We start from the raw sequence: 17,100 nt of genomic DNA, 5'->3' as shown, positions 1-17,100 counted from the left end.
CACGTGTCGTGGGTGCCGCCGGGGAAGGTCATGGCGAGCGAGACGTCCTTCTTGCCGTCGAACGCCGCTTTCGCCTTCTTGAGGTCGGCGTACCCGGCGGCCGCCAGCGAGCTGGCCAGGGTGATCGCCTGCCCGTTGTTGTTCAGGATCATCGCGATCTTGATCACCTGGTCCGGTTTGCCGCCTACGCCGGCGGCCAGCGAGATCGGCAGGCTGAACAGGCCGTGGGCCGCGTCGATGGTGCCGTTGAGCAGGTTGTCACGGGTAGCCGGCCAGGAGGCCTGTTTTATGACCTCCACGTTCAGGCCGCGTTCTTTGAAGTAGCCCAGCTCGTGTGCCATCACCACCGAGGCACAGTCGGTCAGTGCGATGAAGCCGATCTTGATTGGTGCGTCGGATTCGGCGCGGTTGGCGCCCGAGGCGGCCACAGCGGGACCGGAGTCGCCGCCGCCGCCGGGTGAGTCGGAGGAGCATGCTGCGAGCGTCTTAGCGGCCAGAAGTCCTGCGGGGGCTCCGACCGCAAGACGAAGGAACTGCCGTCGTTGGATTGGTTTCATAGCCCGATACTGCTGCCGGCCTGTTAAGCCGGAGTTAGCGGGTTGTGACGAACCCGTGACCTTCATGTTCAGGCTTAGTTACTGATGTGATACCCGAAGAACCACCTTACGGTTCGATCTCTAACAACTGCGGGGCCCACCTCGCAGTACTCCCTCGTCTGGCCTATGGGTGCCGGTTTAAAATGCTCCGACCGCCCGGGCGAATCGCTAGCGCAAGGAGCATGACTCATGGCTTTCCGAAGGATGCAGGTGTTCCGCACCAAAGACAACATGTTCTTGGGCTACCTCTCATGCGACACCGCGAACAGTCAACGGGCTTGGGTCACGAACTCGGCCGTCGGTGGCTACGACTACGACTGGGTGTCGTACCCGGACGGCCGCTGGCGCCTCGACCAGGAGACCGAAGGGGCGAACCGGAGTCTGACCTACGACGCCGTGTTGACCGACGACTGGTGGCAGGCTGTCTGGGGATTGGCGGATAACTGGATATATCTGACACTGGGCGCGGACGACAGCGTCCAGTACTCCGACGGGGAAGTAAGCCGAATGCTTCGTGTAGACGACGACCGCATGCTTTTCTTCCTTAAGTCCTCCGACAAAGAAGGCGCCACCGGACACGACTGGGATGGGAATCCGATGAGGCACTATTGGAATGTGTCGCTTCGGCTGGTACCGGAGGGCTCGGACCCAAACAATCTGCCCATGGGCAAGTAGGTGCGGTCCGGTTGAGGTGAACTCGGCCTAGCTCACGCGAGCTCCTCGATGATTGCCCTTGCCATCTCAATGGCGGGAGGGCTGCCGTCGGGCGCGGCGCTTAACGAGGCCCACGTCACGACGGTGTCGCCCCGCACCGGGTCGTGCCCCATGAACGAGTTGTAGCCCGGCAGCTCGCCCGTGTGCCCGTAAAACGACCCAAAACGTGCCAGGGCGTAGCCGTAGGCGGGGCCTTCCGGATCCTCGGGGTCGCGCGGCTGGAGGCTGTCCATCCGCTCCCGCTGGGTCTCCTCGTCGAGCAGGCCGTCGCCCGTGACCAGAGCCGGGACATAGCGCAGCAGGTCCCATGCGGTGGAGATGCCGCCGCCGGCGGTCCACGCCCAGGACGGGTTGCTGTCCGTCTGGTCGTACGGCTCCAGGGTTCCCGCCCGGGCTGCCGCCTGCTGGTCCTTGGGAAGCACCTGGGTCGCGACGGTCTCGACGTTCGTCCCGTACATGTAACCGCGGGCGTACGGAGCCGGGATCGCCGCGGACGTCCGCTCGGGAAAGAGGCTGTCGTTCATCCCAAGGGGGGCGAATATGCGCTTTTTGAACTCCTCGGGGACCGGCCCGGCGAGCTGCTCGACCAACAGTCCGAGCAGGACGGTGTTGGTGTTCGAGTAGTAGAACTTCTCGCCGGGGTCGAAGTAGGAGTCGTGGGCGAACGCCATCGCCAGCAGCTCCTCGGGGTCGAAGGCGTAGGCCGGGTCGTCGTCGAGGATCCGGTTCATCTCGACCGTCTCGGTGTAGTTGTGAAGCCCGCTGCGCATCTCGAGCAGCTGGGCGATGGTGATCTCGTCCCCCTTCGGCACGCCGGAGCGGTACTTGCCGATGGGGTCCTCCAGCCGCAGGGAGGTCTCCCGGGTCAGCTGGAGCACGACCGTCCCGGTCCAGGTCTTGGTGTTGCTGCCGACCCGGATGTGGTCGCCGAGCTCTACCGGCTCACCGCCCCCGCGGCTGCGGGTGCCGTAGGCCATCGTGAGGTCGCCTCGTTCCGGAGACCGCACGAGCACCACCCCGCCGGGCACCAGCAGGTCTTCGGCCATCCCCAGCAGGCGGTCCCGGAGCGCCTGTGCCCAGGCGTTCTCGTTGCCGGACGCTGGTTCGGTGGAGCTCATCGCGTCAGTTTTAGAGGATCCCGTCGTCAACGGCTTTGGCGACCCAGGGGATCACCACGTCCAGCATCTCGTCCAGCGGGGTCTCCGCCTCGAATCCGAGAACCCGCTTCGCCTTGTCGGTGGCCGGGACCCTCCGGGCGACGTCGTGCTCGAACGGGGTGTCGTGCTCGTACCGGAACGGCACCTCGGGGCCCTTGATCTTCTTCCAGATCATCTCGGCTAGCTGCAGGACGGTGGTGGACTCTGCGGTCGACAGGTTGAAGTCGTCGTTCAGGGCGGCCGGGCTCTCCATCGCCATCACGATGCCCTTCGCCAGGTCGGGGCCGTAGGTGTAGTGGCGGATCTGGGTGCCGTCGCCCAGGATGTGCAGCGGGTCCTGGCCCTTCAGCACCTTCTGGACCAGGTCGGGGACCACGTGGCTCATCGCCAGCTTCACGTTGCCGCTGAGGATCTCCACCTCGCCCAGAGCCCTGCCCTCCCCGATCCCCACACAGTTGAAGGGCCGGACGATCGTGTAGGGCAGCTCGTACTGGTCGTACGCCGCCCTGGCGAAGTACTCGACGGCAAGCTTCTGGAACCCGTAGGACGACTTGGGCGGCGGGATCTGAAGCTGCTGGCCTTCGTAGGAGGGCCAGTCGTCGGTGGACTCGAAGACCATCGACGAGCTGATGTAGGTGACCTTCTTCAGCTCCGAGGACCGGAAGGCGGCTATCGCTGCGTCGCAGGTGGAGGCCATGATCCGCTCGTTCGTGGCGAGCAGGTCGTAGGGGTAGGTGTGGAAGTAGGAGATGCCGCCGATCAGGGCGGCGCCGGCGATGAAGTGCTCGCACCCCTCCAGCAGCTCGGTCAGCAGCCGGGTGTCCCGCACGTCGGCGTCGTGAAGCGTGTAGTGCGGGTGGCCGTCGTAGGACTTGGTGACCTTGCCGTACTTGGAGTGGTTGTCGATACCGACGACCTCGTACCCCTTGCCGAGCAGCTCTTCGACGAGGTAGCCGCCGATGAAGCCCGAGGAGCCGCTGACCAGAACTTTTTTCACTTCGATTTACCCCTTGTCCGTTCCCTGAGCTCGTCCGGAGTCAGTCGCTTCCCGAATGCGAGAAAGTACCAGCGCAGGTACGCGGGTATCCATGCAGCGATCTTGAAGCTCGATATCCCGGTGGTCCGGTCGAGCCAGATGGTCGGCAGCTCCGCCACCGGGAGCCGCAGCCGCTTGGCCTTCGCCACCAGCTCCAGGCCGACCTCGAAGCCGGCGGCCGAGTCGACCCCCACCTGCCTGATGAAGTCCGAGTTGAACGCCTTGAACGAGTTGGTGGCGTCCCGCGTGCCCACCCGGGCGACCCAGAAGAGCGACAGCCCGGCCATCCGGGACATCAGGCCCTTGAGGAACGGGCCGCCCACCTGCTGGCCGCCGGTGGCGTACCGTGAGGCCGCGGCGATCACCACTCCCCTCTCCACCAGGCGGGTGAGCTGGTCGATCTGCTGGGGGTCGTCGCTGCCGTCGGCCATGGTGACCACGATCACCGGGGCGGTAGCCACATTGATCCCGAAGCGGATGGCGTTGGCCGGGCCCTTGCCGTACTCGTTCAGCGTCGGGACCAGACGGGGCTCCTCCCGGGCGTACTTCTGCAGGTAGGGCGCCGTGGTGTCCTCGGGTGTGTCGTAGACCACCAGGACCTCCGCCGGGAGGGTCACCGCCTCGAAGACCCGGTCCAGGCAGTCGACGATCCCCTCGCCCTCGTTGTAGACGGGGATGACAATCGAGACCCGGGGGCTGCTCAAACCCGGACGCCCTTGCCGAAGACGTTCCAGATGTCGACCACCGGAACCTGCGGATCCAGTGCGGCGTAACACCTGTGGGGCGCACCGACGACGATCAGGTCCGACTCGGCGAGCACCTGCTCGTCCGGGACCAGCTTGGGGTCGGTGGTGACGTAGGGGTCGCTGCACAGGACCTTCTCCGCCCGGAACTCCAGGATGCGCTTCAGCTTGTAGCTGAGGCTCGACCGGGTGTCGTCCGACTCCGCCTTGAACGCCATTCCGAGGATCCCGACGGTCATCTTCGACAGGTCGAACCGCTGCTCGATCCGGGCGACCAGGTACAGCGGCAGCCCTTCGTTGACCATCATCCCGGCGTGGCCGAGCAAAAAGTTGTTGTTGTTGAAGGCGGCCAGCTGCATCGTGTCCTTGAACAGGCACGGCCCGGCGGCAAAACCGGCCGAGGGCATGTCCTGCGCCCGCGGGTACTCGAAGGCCAGGGCCTTGCGGATGGTCTCGAAGTCCAGGCCGAAGTCGTTGGCGATTATGTAGAACTGGTTGGCGGTGGCGAACTTGATGTAGCGCCAGGCGTTGGTGAACAGCTTGGCCAGCTCGGCCTCCTCCGGGGTGGTGCGCACGATCTTGTCGGTGAGGACCCTGAACAGCTCCTCGGCCCTGCCGGCGGCGGCGTCGGTGCGGCCGGAGACGATCTGGGGCAGCTGGAACAGCTCGGTCATCGCGTAGCCCTCGGCGATCCGCTCGGGGCAGAAGGCGACGTCGATCGTGCGCCCGGCCCGGGCGATCACCTTCTCGACCATGGCGGTGACGCCCGGGTAGAGCGTGCTGCGCAGGACGAGAAGCTGCCCGTCGACCAGGTGGTCCAGCACCGCCTCGATGGCCAGCGGCACCGCCTGGGGGGAGGGGTTCAGGTGTTCGTCGACCGGCGTGCCGATGACGACGATCACGTTCTGGGCGTCGCTTATCACCGACGGGTCGCTGCTGGCGACCAGCAGTCCGGCGCCGACGACCTCGGCAAGCACGTCGGAGGCGCCGTTTTCGGCAAACGGCATCGTCCCGCTGTTGACGGTGGCGACCGCTTCGTCGTTCAGGTCGTAGACACAGACCTTGCGGCCCCGGGAGGCGAACGCTATTCCGAGCGGCAGGCCGACGTGGCCACATCCGCCGATGATCACTATTTCCATTGCGGTCCTGTTCGTGCGGAATCAGCTGTCTTGAGAGTATCTTCCACGGCGGCCGGTGGGAACCGGTTTCACCGCATCCACCTGCATCCTCGCGTACATCGCGCCGTCCTATGGAACCGGGCCCGGGGCGGCCCTCCCCCGGCGCGGATAGAATCCGGGTTGCGCCTTCGGCCGCCTACTGCGGCGGGGGTACCAAAGTCGTTCTACCGGGAGTCAGCGGTGTATCAAGGCAGGTCGATAAGTGTGGTGCTTCCCACCTACAACGAACGCGACTCCATCCGGGCCTGCATCAAGGGCTTCGAAGCCACCGGCGTGGTCGACGAGATCATCGTTGTGAACAACAACGCGGCCGAGGGGACCTCGGAGCAGGTCGCGGGCACCAGCGCCATCGAGGTCATGGAGAAGCGGCAGGGTTACGGCTCGGCGATCGTCCGCGGCCTCCGGGAGTCGACCGGGGACCTGGTCTGCGTCTGCGAGCCGGACGGCACCTTCGAAGCCAAGGACCTGTTCAAGATGCTCCCCTACTCCGACGAGGTCGACATCGTCTTCGGCACCCGGACGGTCGGCGAGTTCATCTGGGAGGACGCCAACATGGGCTGGTTCCTGCGCCTGGGCAACTGGGGCGTGGCCAAGCTGATGGAGGTGCTTTTCAACACCAACTCGCTGTCCGACGTGGGGTGCACGCTCCGGGTGATGAACCGCCGGGCGGTGAACGAGCTCCTGCCGATGCTGCGTGAGATGGGCAGCTGCCTGGGCGCCGAGATGATGGTCGTCTCCCGGGTCATCAAGCTGCGGACGGTCCAGATCCCGGTCAACTACCGGGCCCGGGTGGGAACCTCGTCGGTGACCGGCCGGCGTCTGTCGGCCGTGGCGGTGGGCCTGAGGATGATCTGGGTGATCCTCTCCTACCGGGTGGGCATCGCCCGCGTCCGGGCCCGGGCGGTCGAGCCGGCAACCGAACACCAGGTCTCTGCGTAGCGCGGGTATCCCCGGCAGCCGGGCAGCTTCCGGCAGCCGCATACCCAGCCAGCCCCCCATGGAAAGCACCGACACCCCGATGCCCAGACCTAAACGCCTGATCTCGTGGACCGGCGAGCGCATGGTCCCCTGGGCCGACGAGCCGAGCATCATCCACGAGCACCTGCACCGGTACCTGTTCACCCGGCAGTTCGCCGACGGCAAGGCGGTGCTCGACCTGGGCAGCGGGGAGGGCTACGGCTCGAACCTGCTGGCCGAGACGGCTGAGAAGGTCACCGGCATCGAGCTCGACCACCTGGCGGTGGCCCACGCCCGCCTGCAGTACGACAAGCCGAACCTGGAATTTCTCGAGGGGTCGGTGCTGAAGCTGGAGGCGATCCCGGACTCGTCGATCGACGTGGCGGTCTGCTTCGAGGTGATCGAGCACATCTCGGATCAGGAGACGCTCCTGAACGAGGTGGCCCGGGTGCTTCGGCCCGACGGGATCTTCCTCGTCTCGACGCCCGACCGGGAGGTCTACAACCAGGCGCTCGGTTTTGTGAACCCCTACCACCTGAAAGAGCTGGACCGGCCGGAGTTCGCCGCCCTGCTGGGGACCCATTTCGGCCACGTGAGGATGTACGGGCAGCGAGCGGTGGTGGGGTCGTTCCTGGTCCCGCTCGACGCCGAGCCGGGCAGCCTGCACGAAGCTTCCCGGCTGGTGGTGAGGCAGGACACCGGAAAGTGGGACGTAGTCCCGGTCCCGCCGGCGAAGTACCTTCTGGCTATGGCGTCCCGGGTGCCCCTGCCCCCGACTCCGATCGACTCGCTCCTGCTCGACTCCGGCCTGGAGGGGCCCCCGGAGGACCCGCTGCACGTCCGCCGGCCGATCGTCGGCGGGGCGACGATCCTCGCCCGGTCCCTGCTTCACATGGTCCGGAAACAGCTGGCCCTGGCTCTCCGGGCCCGAAACCTGCGGCGCGAGCAAAAGTCAAAGGGCTAAATTGACCCGGCGGTTCCCGAGAATCTCCGGGCTGCAGCCCCCGGAGGCAGTCGACCCTTCGGTGTACTTTTTCAGCCTGCTGGGGCCGGTTGTTCTGACGGCTGCGCTCGGTTTCCAGCTGTTGATGGTGGCACTGCTGGCCGTCCAGCCCCCGGAACGCAACCTATCGGAACTCTCGGACTGGGGCATCCTGCTCACCCACCCGGAGTGGGACATCCTGTTCTACGCCGGAACGGTGGCGGTCACCGTCCTGGCGACGTTCTTCACGGTGAGGCTGTGGAACCGCCGGCTCCGGGCTGCCGGCCGGGTGTCGGAACGGTTTCTCATCCGCCAGACGCTCTTCCAGCTGGCGCTGGCCGGCGCAGCGACCGCCCTGCTGCTCCACCAGTTCCTCCAGGCGCGGGTGCGGCCGCCCGGGGGCCTACGGATCCCTCCTCTTTCCGCCGGCCGGGCGGCGGTCTTTACGACGATCGCGCTGGTCACGCTGGTTGCGGCGTTGTTCGCCCGCACGGCAAGAGGCCCGGCCGGCCCGGTGGACTCCTTTGGCTACCTCGACGACGAAACCGGACCGGTCCGGCGGAGGTGGTGGTCGGTGTGGGACCCGATCGTCCCGGTCCTCATCGTGGCATTCATCTACGTGACGACCTGGAGGGAGGTCGCCGGCAGGCAGTTCCTGGAGGAGACCCTCCTCCACTGGGACTACTTCGCTATGGGACCCGCGCTCTCGTTCACCCACGGCTTCGCCCTCGGCTCCGAGATCCACTCCGCCTACGGCGTTGGGTGGCCGGTGGTCTTCAGCGGTCTGTCGAAGTGGCTCCCGCTGTCATTCGGCCGGATGATCCAGGTGGCGTCGATCTACACCTGCCTTCACTTCGTGGGCGCCTACGTGTTCCTGCGCTTGATGGTCAAGCGCCCGTTCCTGGCGGCGGCCGGGGTCGTCCTGGCGATGCTCCCCTACTTCGTTGCGATGGAGGGCCTGGTCATCTGGAGGGTCCCGAACGTGACCGCGATGCGATGGTCGTTCGACATCTGGTGCCTGATCGTGATGGTGATGTACGCCCGGACCGGCAGGCGCGCCTGGGCGCTGGCCGGCGGGGCGATCGTGGGGCTGGCGGTCTTTTTTGTCGTCGACACCGGCATGGAGCTGGTGGCGGCCTTCGGGTTCTTCTGGCTGTGCCTGCTGCTCTACCGCCCGGACAAGGGACGGGTGCTGCGGGAGCTGGCCCTCGTGCTGCTCACCGCTCTGGTGGTCCTGCTCGCCGGCCTTGCCGTCGCCGGCCGGGGCGACATCTTCAATGCGGCATTCGTGAAGGGGTGGCTGGAGGCGCCGCTGGAGTTCGGAGGCGGATTCGGAATGCTTCCGGTGGCGATCGTCGGCCACCCCCAGACGCTGATCGCCTTCGGCGTGCTCTTCCTTGCGTACATCACCACTGCCGGATACGCCCTCGGCCGGGCCCAACACGGCGAGGCGGACCCGGCGGACCGGGCCTTCGTCCTGATCACCGGGTTCCTCGCCTTCTACGGGCTGATGGTCCTGGTGAAGTACATGGGGCACTCCGCCGAGCTGATCTTCTACCGGCTGCTGATGCCGGCTGCGTTGCTGGGTACGATCCTCGTGGACCGGGCGGCCGGCCACTACGTCCACTACGTCCGGCACTCCGGCACCGAACGGGCCAGGGTCGCCCTCGGGCTTCCGGTCGTCGCTGCCGGGCTCCTCGCCGTGTTCCTGGCCGCCGGGCCCCAGTCACCGGTGGCCGATGCGTTCCTGGCCTACCCGAACGTGATCTCGGAGCGCCTTTCCGGCGAGACCCCGAGCAGGCTCTGCCTGATCACCCGGCCGCGCGACCTGTGCGGTATACCCGAGTCGATGGCGGGCATGGTCGACGGGGTACACCAGATCGTCGGACGGCTGGAGCAAATCGATCGGGACGGCGAGACCTTCGGCGTGATCGACGAGGCCGGCGCCTTCTTCAACGCCGCCACCGGCACCGCCCCCTGGGGCCGGTACTCCCGGATCTTCGCCACCACCCCGACCAAACGCCTGGTGAACGATGTCGTCGAGAACCTCGAGGAGGAGCCGCCCGACTACATCCTCACCCGCAGCCCGGTCCCCACCGGCCCGGAGGCGTTCGGGGAGTGGTCCAACTTCGGCCCCGGCCCGGCCATCGGCAAAAACCTTACCCCCGACACCTGGGAGGCCCTGCTGGACGTGGTCGATCGGCGTTACGCACTGGAATCCGAGGTCGGGCCCTACCAGATCTGGAGGCTCACGGACCCGGGCTAGGGCGCCGGACCCACAGCTCGAACGGCACCAGTTCCTCCTCCAGGGTGTAGCCGCGGCGTACCTCGGCCAGCAGCCGTTCCCAGGCGTCCGGGTAGGGGGTGTCCTCCCGGGGGCCGATGCCGAAGTACGCCAGGGTGTCGAAGTCCGGGTCCGAGGCTTCCAGCGGCTTTCGGGTCAGGACGTAGTCGGGCTCCTCGCCGGCGAGGTCGGCGGTGACCCGGTCGAGGTTCTGCCGGCTGTACATGTTCAGGAACATGCGGGGGTAGCGCCCGAACGGCTTCTGCCCGCTCGCCAGGTAGAGGATTGCTCCGCTCTCGTCGAGGACCGCCACAGAACGATCCTGCTGCTTGAGCGTCTCCAGCCGCCCGGCAACCTCCTGGAATCGCTCGACGGTGCCGGCGAACTCTTCCGGCAGGCCACAGACATCCTTCGGCCTCTCCATCAGGCACAGGCCGTCCGGCGCCCGTCCGCGCAACACCTGGGCGGCCAGGCTCGGGTAGGCCCGGACCGGGTCCAGGAGCAGGCTCGAGGGGCCCAGCAGGAGTGCAGCCAGTAAAGCCAGGGCAACCGACGATCTCACGATCCCGGCCCTTCGGGAGTAAGCGTCCCCGCCCAGGGCCGCCAGGACGAACACCAGCGGGAGGATGAGGCGGGGAAGTGTGCCGTCCACCGATCGCCCGACGAAGTGGAGGAGGTTCATCAAGCCGTAGACCGCAAAAGTTCCCGAAAAGAGATCGGCCACCCCGGCACGCCGGTAGAGGACCCCGGCCAGGCTGCGACCGGCCACCGAAAGGTAAAAGATCGCCAGCAGTGCAAAGCAGGCGACGGTGAACCCGCTGGGGCCGGCTTCGAAGGACACCTGGGCGAACCCTCCCCGATAGTCCCGCAGAGGCTCGAGCCACCCGGACCAGAACTCCCCGCCGAACACCCCGCCCCGGGCGGCCACTGCCAGGCCGGCGAGCAGGACCACCAGAGCGGAGACGGCGCAGCCGGCGGCGTCCCGGAGTCGCAGGGCCTCCTGCTTGCCGGCCTGGGCTGCGCAGATGCCGTAGAAGGCTACGGCAGCCGCCAGGTACAGGCCGGTGTCGGTGCTGAAGACCAGCGAGGCGCCGACGGCGGCGCCGGCCAGGACGGCCCAGACCGGCCTGCGGGTGCTCCGGTACCGGACCAGCGCAGCGAAACACCAGACGTCGAACGCCCAGCGCAGGACGGTCAGCGACGGCAGGACCCAGACCACCGCATCGGACATGCCTAGGAAAAGCTGGAGCATCGCCAGACCGGTCGCCGCCGCCGCGATGAGGGGGCGGCGCACCAGCAGCCGCATCAGCAAGTAGACGCCGGAGAAGTAGAGACAGGCGTAGAGGGTGCTCAGCTGGATCAGCCGGCCGTACGAGATCTCGGGGAGCATCCCGAATACCGCCGGCCAGCCCAGGCCGTACATCGTGTAGACGTCGGTTCCCAGCGCGCCGCCGTGCGAGAAGGCAAGGGCGGGGCCCATCGTGTAGTAGTCCCAGTGGAAGAACGCGTCGGCCAGAAAGGACCTGCCGGCCAGTTGGCGCCCCGCCGGCACGAACACCAGCATGAAGACCAGGGCGGGAACCAGTAGGTCGAGGACTGAAAAGCGCAGTGCCGGGCGGGCCGGGGGCTCACCGGGGACGGCCACCGGGGCCGCCTCCGATTCCCCCCGCAGCAGCAGCTCGAAGGGAAGAGCCGCCGCCAGGGTAACGAGCGCAATCAGGACGAAGGCCAGAACGGGTGCGTCGTTGCCTGCAACGATGCCGGTCCGGGCGCCGGCCCATAGTCCGAGGAAGCCCATTGTTGCCCCGGCCGCCACGGCGCACCGAACGGCCAGCCCAACCACCATCAGCCGCCGGCTCGGCCTCCTTCCGGAGCGGCCGAACAGCGTTCCCCAGATCATCGCCAGGAGCAGGCACGAGCCGAGGGTCGCCACCACCCCCGCGATGTAGATGTCGACCTCCCGTTCGGGCACGAAGAACATCCGCCCCCACGCCGTCAACCGGTCGGCGTCGGGGACCGGAGGATCGATGAGCAGCATCAGCGCCAGGATCAGCTGCACGCCGGCGGATGCGGTGAGGAGGATCGGGCCCGCCAGGTAACCGAAAAAACGGGCCGGGGACACCCCCTCGGGAACGGCCGGGATCGGCTTCAAGACTGCTGTTCGGAGCCGGCCGGCTTGAGCTTCCAGACCTCGTAGGCGGCGTTGGTGCCGTCGAGCTCGTAGGACTCCTCGACCGCCGACTGCAGCGCCTCCCAGGTGTCGGGGTACGGCGAGTTGGGCCCCGGGCCGACGCCGAAGACGACCGCCCGGTAGAACTGCCGGTAGTCCTCGTCGGACAGGCCCCGGGTGTCCCCGGGGACGGCCGTCATAAGCGCGGACTCGGTCGGCAGGCGCAGGAATACGTAGTCGGGCGGATCCCGCTTCAGCGCATCGACCAGGCCCTCCAGCTTCTCCTTGGTGATGGTGTCGACGAACAGGCGCGGGTAGCGGCCCCACGGCGCCGAGCCGCTCTCCATGTAGGGCAGCGACCCGGTCTCGCCGATGACCGCAACGGTTTTCCCGGACCCGGCCAGCTCCGAGACTTCCCGGGAGATCTCCTGATACTCCGCAGCCGGTTCCTTCAGCTCGGGCGAAAGGCCGCAGATGTCCCGGGGCTCGGCACTCAGGCAGACGCCCTCGGGACTGTTGCCGGAAAACAGGCTCCAAGCCGGGCTCGGGTAGAGACCGATCGGCTCGACGAGCATCGCCGTCGGCGCCAGCAGGACGACCAGGCCGATCGACAGCACCACCGCCCCCGGGACGGCGAGGGCACGGGGCCCCGACTCCACCCGCCGGCGATCGAGTGCCCGCCCGGCGACGTTGCAGGCGATGATTACCAGCGGAATTGTCAGCCGGTAGTGGAAAAGGTCGGATTTGCCCAGGAACTGCAGCATCGTCAGAAGGCCGTAGACGGCGAGACAGCCGTTGAACAGGGCCGTCTGGTTCAACCGGTTTGTGATCAGCCCGGAGACGGCGTTCCCGAAGAACGCCATGTAGGCGAAGAACACCACGACGAAGATCAGTACCGTGGCCACGTCCGGTCCGGTCGAAAGCGGCGTGCTGATGAAACCCTGCCCGAATTCGAGGATGGACTCCAACCACCCGCTCCAGAACCCGCCGGACAGAATGCTCCCTCGTGAGGCGACCAGCAGGGCAACCAGCAGGGCCCCCAACGAGGCGGCTCCGAAGGTCCCGAGGTCCGTCAGGCGCGCCCTTTTGCCGGGGTCCATCCTCGACAGCCCGAGCCAGTAGAACCCGCAGGCCGCACCCAGGCACAGGCCGGTGTCGGTGCCGAACGCAACCGCCAGACCGGTCAGCACTCCGGCAGCCACCACCCACGACCGGCGCCCCGTCCTCCAATGCACTGTCAATGCGATGAAGACCCACACGTCGAAGGCGGACCGCAGGACGGTCATGGAGGGAAATCGCCAGATCACCTCGCTGCCCAGCCCCAAGAACATGTGGGAAGCGGCCAGCAGCGTCCCCAGGGCGGCCGGCGCCGGCCGGCGTACGAGCAGCCTGAGAAGCAGGTAGACGGCCGACAGGTAGATGCAGACGTAGACCGACCCGATCTGGATCAGCCGGGCGAAGGACGGGCTCATCCAGGAGAAGGCGGCGCTCAGAACCATCGGCCAGCCGACGCCGTACATGGTCGAGACGTCGGTCCCCAGCGCCATCCCGTGCTTGAAGGCCAAAGCGGGAGCCATCACGTAGTAGTCCCAGTGGCCGATGAGCTCCTCGAAGAAGAAGCGTCCCGCCAGCAACCGTCCGGACGGGACGTAGAGAGCCACGAAGACGAGCAGGGGCACGATCAGGTCGAGCGGCGAAAATTTCAACCGGCCCCGAGATTCCTCTGTGGCGACTGCCGACTGTGGGTCCCGCCGCCCGCCCAGGATTGACGCCGCAATCGTGACCCCGAGCAGGGCGACGAACACCAACTGGTGGAAGTCGGGAACCGGGTCCTCCCGGAGGAGGTGGGCACGGGCCTGGAAGAACTGGTTGACGGCCAGCGCAGTCGCCGCTACGGCAACTGCACACTGGATCGCCGGACCACGGCGGGAGGGCGTAGTGCCCCTCCTCGCCACGACGGCTGCGCACAGCAGGACCAGGCCGGCAAGGATCGAGCCGAGATAGAGGAGTGAGTCCCATTCCGGGTGGAAGTGCAGGACCCCGTACGACGTGAGCGCATCCAGGTCCTGGACCGCCGGCTTGACCACGATCACTGCGAACAGCGTCAGTTGTACGCTAGCCGCCGCTCCCAGCAGAACCGGGCCCGGGTGCTTCAGCAGGTCGAACCGGCCGGCCGGTGCCGGTGGGTCCGCCGGGGAAGGAGCGGCGGTCGGGGGTCGAGTGCGGCTCTTCAGGTCACCAAACAGGTTGCGAACCCTTTCGCCAACTCGATCTTGGGATTCGTGGAGCTCACGGCCCGGGTCAGGTGCGGCTGATTCTACTGCCGGGCTTCGGAGCGCCGAACCAGTAGAGGAGCAGAACCGCCACAACCGCCAGTCCGCAGAGCAGCATCGCATCGAATCGCGGGAACTCCCCCAGGAACGACAGGGGCGGGTTGAGCCAGACCCGGGGGAAGTTGAGGGCCTGGGCGGCTACGACCGCGCCGAACGCCATCGGGTGGAGTCTCCACAACACCGCCGCCAGGGTCGCAAACAGCACCATCTGGACGGTGTAGCTCCCCTGGTGGATGACCGCGCTCCCGGGAGCGAACATCACCGTTATCCAAAAGGCCAGCGTCAGCCCGGTCCATGCGAGCAGGTGCCAGATCGTCCGCAGGTCGTCGAATCCAAGCCGCCTTCTCACCGCCGGGAACGCGAGCGCCGCCAGGGCCGGGAAGCCCAGGTTCCACCACCCGAGCGCAAAGAAGGTGTAGCGGAAGTCGTGATCCCGGATCTTGTTCGAGTTGCCGCCGCTCACCCGGGTGAGCTCGGACCACATTCCCTTGAACTGGAGCTTCAGGTTCGTCGACCTGACCTGCAGGACCACATCCCGGGGGACGGCGGCGTAGGACTCCCCGATCGCCTCCAGCAGGGGCCGGTCGTCCACCTCGGCAATACCGCCGAGGTGCATCTTCAGCAGGCGGTCACCGGGCGGGTCGGAGAGCTTCTGGTAAGCGACCCACGGCGCAATCAGCAGCAGCATCACCGCCGCCGCAGCCACCCAGTGGCGCACCTGCGAGCGCAGCCGCCACAGGGCGAGCACCCCGACCGGCACCAGGGCGAACACCACGCTCCCGTGCGACAGAAAGGCGAGGCCGGCCTGGACGCCGCCCACCACGAAGCGGCCGGCGCCGGGCTCCCGATCAGGCGGAGGGTGGAACCAGTTGAGGAACGCCGCAAGCATGAGGGCCCCGCCCCCGAGCTTCGGCCAGACGTAGGTCGAGTGCATGAGAAAGAACCCGGAGAGGGCCGGTGCGGCCACCACCAGCACCGCCGCCCGGGGCGGGATCTTCAGGGTCCTGACCAGCGCCCAGAGCGCGGGAACCCAGAGCATCTGGAACCAGATCCCGGCGTACTGGTTGGCCTCGTCGAAATCCGCCCCCATCGCGGTGGCCACCGGGGTCGCCAACAGGTACCAGCCGGCCTGCAGGGGCGGCCGGTCGCTGCTCAGCCAGTCGGCCCAGAACGGCTTGAGGGGGTCGCCCTCCCGCAGCTTGTCGGCCAGAACCGACGGCAGGATGTTGTCCGGGGGGAAGCCGTAATCGTCCCAGCGCTGGGCGGCGATCAGGTAGGTCGGCCGGGTGACCGAGAAACTGTACAGGACGCCGGTTACGAAGACTGCAACGGCGAGCGCCGCCAGGGCGGGCAGCCGCCAGTCCGGGTCCCGCCACAACGCGGCCAGGTCTTTCCGCCGGATCACGCAGACGACCAGGGCCCCCAAGAAGATCGCCGGGGGCGTCACCGCCCCGACGTCGTGGTTGAAGAAGAACACCCACAGCACCCCGTAGGAGACGGCCATCACCGCCGCGGCGGCGGCCATCATCCGGCCGGGACCTTGCACGGCCTTCAGGTTCCTCATCGCCAGAGCGGCCGCGGTGAGCAGGAACAACAGCGCACAGCCGACGGCCAGAACCGCTGCGATCCGCGGGGTGATCCCGTCCCACCAGACGGCTCGAAGGGGAACGCCCCGGGGCTCGGAGACCGCCAGCCAGCCGGCCCCCTCGCCGGAGCCGTCGGTCACGCGCAGAACCACCGGGTCGCCCCGCCACGAGTCCGGAAGGGCGGTGCGAACAAAGCTCCAGTCCTCGTTGGGGTCCGGGATCGCAACAGGGTGGAGGGCGTCGTTGGCGGTGTTCTCGAGAACGATGCTGTTCCCCTCGGCGTTGGGGTAGCCGGCGACCTCGAACTCGATGGCCGCCGGTCCCGGGAACGGCCCGTACGAAAAGGTGCCGAGCGGGCTGTCCCGCGCGGCCCACGAAGTCCAAAACCTGTCGGGAAGCGGGCGTGCGGTCGGGGAGATCAGATCGGCGCTGCCGGTTTCGAAACCGCCGGATACCTGGTCGGGCGACTCCAGGCCGGTACGGGAAGATCCGAGAATGGAGAGAGCAAAAAGGACGACGACGAGTCCCGTCAGCAGCCAGTGCGTTTGGGAAATCCGTCCAAGGGTACTCTTCACGGCAACAACCTAGCAGCGTCACGCATGTAGCCGGAATCGATTCGGGGGGTTGCGCCTCCCCGGGCGACGGTTAGTATGCTCTGATGATTACTGTCGAGGCGGCTCACGCGCGTCTTGAGAAAAAGCCTTCCGGCCGCTACCGCTCCCTCGACGGACTTCGTGGGATCGCCGCCCTGGTCGTAGCCATCTGCCACACCCTGCTGATCCAGCCCGGGCTGATGAACGCCTACGCCCTGCCGGCCAGCATCGAGCCGGGAACCCTGCACTGGTGGTTGTCGTTTACCCCGCTGCACCTCGGCTGGGCGGGCAGCGAGATGGTCTACATCTTCTTCGTGTTGAGCGGATTTGTGCTCACGGTTCCCTTCATGAAGAAGCCGCCGGCCCGGAAGTGGATCATCTACTACCCGAAGCGGCTGATCCGGCTCTACGTGCCGGTCTGGGGGGCGGTGGCCTTCTCGGTGCTGCTGATGACGATCTTCCCCCGCACGTTCTCGCCGACCGACAGCCCGGCGCTCGTGTTCCAGCTATCCCGGCTGAACATGGACCAGCTAATCAACGAGCTGCTGTTGTGGCCCACACCCGGATTCAGCAACAACGTCCTGTGGACGCTGAAGCTCGAGGTGATGTTCTCGCTCCTGCTGCCGCTGGTCGTGATTTTCTCGATGGTCGCCCCGAAGCTCAACCTGTTGAAGGCGGTCCTGCTGTTCGTCCCGGTCTTCGTGTTCTCTACCGGCGGCCCCGACATCAAGTTCTTCCTGCCGATGTTCGCCCTTGGCTCGATCATGGCCG

General features: G+C 67.1%; 14 protein-coding genes. 6 read left to right on the top strand and 8 right to left on the bottom strand.

The features are described 5' to 3' along the window. A partial coding sequence (locus VFV09_03600; protein ID HEU4866793.1) for an ABC transporter substrate-binding protein occupies positions 1-557 on the bottom strand: 557 nt, incomplete at its 3' end. A gap of 228 nt (positions 558-785) precedes the next feature. Here VFV09_03600 and VFV09_03595 point away from each other — a divergent pair. Then, entirely contained in the window at positions 786-1,271 is a 486-nt protein-coding gene (locus tag VFV09_03595; GenBank protein ID HEU4866792.1) for a hypothetical protein, read from the top strand. Between the two features lie 32 nt (positions 1,272-1,303). On the opposite strand, the gene VFV09_03590 is transcribed toward VFV09_03595, so the two are convergent. Genes VFV09_03590 through VFV09_03575 form a run of 4 tightly spaced genes read right to left on the bottom strand, consistent with a single transcriptional unit; the run spans position 1,304 to position 5,385 of the window. Beyond that, on the bottom strand, positions 1,304-2,428 hold the full coding sequence (locus tag VFV09_03590; protein ID HEU4866791.1) for a serine hydrolase domain-containing protein: 1,125 nt from the start codon (positions 2,426-2,428) through the stop codon (positions 1,304-1,306). A gap of 10 nt (positions 2,429-2,438) precedes the next feature. Beyond that, on the bottom strand, positions 2,439-3,464 hold the full coding sequence (locus VFV09_03585; protein HEU4866790.1) for an NAD(P)-dependent oxidoreductase: 1,026 nt from the start codon (positions 3,462-3,464) through the stop codon (positions 2,439-2,441). Next, on the bottom strand, positions 3,461-4,207 hold the full coding sequence (locus tag VFV09_03580) for a glycosyltransferase family 2 protein (protein HEU4866789.1): 747 nt from the start codon (positions 4,205-4,207) through the stop codon (positions 3,461-3,463). The genes VFV09_03585 and VFV09_03580 overlap by 4 nt, the downstream gene beginning before the upstream one ends. After that, positions 4,204-5,385, bottom strand: a complete 1,182-nt coding sequence (locus tag VFV09_03575; GenBank protein HEU4866788.1) for a nucleotide sugar dehydrogenase — start codon at positions 5,383-5,385, stop codon at positions 4,204-4,206. Before VFV09_03575 ends, VFV09_03580 begins: the two co-directional genes overlap by 4 nt. Before the next feature lie 219 nt (positions 5,386-5,604). Between VFV09_03575 and VFV09_03570 the strand changes: the two genes are divergently transcribed. From VFV09_03570 to VFV09_03560, 3 genes are read left to right on the top strand one after another with little or no spacing between them, the layout of a single operon-like run. Then, positions 5,605-6,363 (top strand): glycosyltransferase family 2 protein, encoded by a 759-nt coding sequence (locus tag VFV09_03570; GenBank protein HEU4866787.1) that lies wholly within the window; start codon positions 5,605-5,607, stop codon positions 6,361-6,363. A 58-nt stretch (positions 6,364-6,421) separates the two neighbouring features. Next, a complete protein-coding gene (locus VFV09_03565; GenBank protein ID HEU4866786.1) occupies positions 6,422-7,345 on the top strand; it encodes a class I SAM-dependent methyltransferase in 924 nt (307 codons plus the stop codon). Position 7,346: 1 nt separating this feature from the next. Then, a complete protein-coding gene (locus VFV09_03560; GenBank protein ID HEU4866785.1) occupies positions 7,347-9,629 on the top strand; it encodes a hypothetical protein in 2,283 nt (760 codons plus the stop codon). Here the strand turns inward: VFV09_03560 and VFV09_03555 are convergent. Both VFV09_03555 and VFV09_03550 read right to left on the bottom strand, forming a co-directional pair. Continuing rightward, the gene (locus VFV09_03555; protein ID HEU4866784.1) at positions 9,613-11,799 is read right to left on the bottom strand and encodes a hypothetical protein; all 2,187 of its coding nucleotides are present in this window, start codon (positions 11,797-11,799) and stop codon (positions 9,613-9,615) included. The two genes, VFV09_03560 and VFV09_03555, sit on opposite strands and share 17 nt — an antisense overlap. Beyond that, on the bottom strand, positions 11,796-13,910 hold the full coding sequence (locus tag VFV09_03550) for a hypothetical protein (protein ID HEU4866783.1): 2,115 nt from the start codon (positions 13,908-13,910) through the stop codon (positions 11,796-11,798). The genes VFV09_03555 and VFV09_03550 overlap by 4 nt, the downstream gene beginning before the upstream one ends. Before the next feature lie 15 nt (positions 13,911-13,925). On the opposite strand from VFV09_03550, the gene VFV09_03545 reads away from it, so the two are divergent. Beyond that, complete coding sequence (locus VFV09_03545) at positions 13,926-14,132, top strand: hypothetical protein (protein HEU4866782.1); 207 nt, start codon at positions 13,926-13,928, stop codon at positions 14,130-14,132. On the opposite strand, the gene VFV09_03540 is transcribed toward VFV09_03545, so the two are convergent. After that, a complete protein-coding gene (locus tag VFV09_03540; GenBank protein ID HEU4866781.1) occupies positions 14,119-16,311 on the bottom strand; it encodes a hypothetical protein in 2,193 nt (730 codons plus the stop codon). The two genes, VFV09_03545 and VFV09_03540, sit on opposite strands and share 14 nt — an antisense overlap. 83 nt (positions 16,312-16,394) lie before the next feature. On the opposite strand from VFV09_03540, the gene VFV09_03535 reads away from it, so the two are divergent. After that, on the top strand, positions 16,395-17,100 hold a 706-nt coding region (locus tag VFV09_03535), incomplete at its 3' end, for an acyltransferase family protein (protein ID HEU4866780.1).

The sequence above is a fragment of the Actinomycetota bacterium genome (genome assembly GCA_035759705.1).
Taxonomy (GTDB): Bacteria; Actinomycetota; CADDZG01; order JAHWKV01; family JAHWKV01; genus JAJCYE01.
Note: the sequence above shows the minus strand (reverse complement) of the source record. Positions and strands in the feature narration are given on the sequence as shown.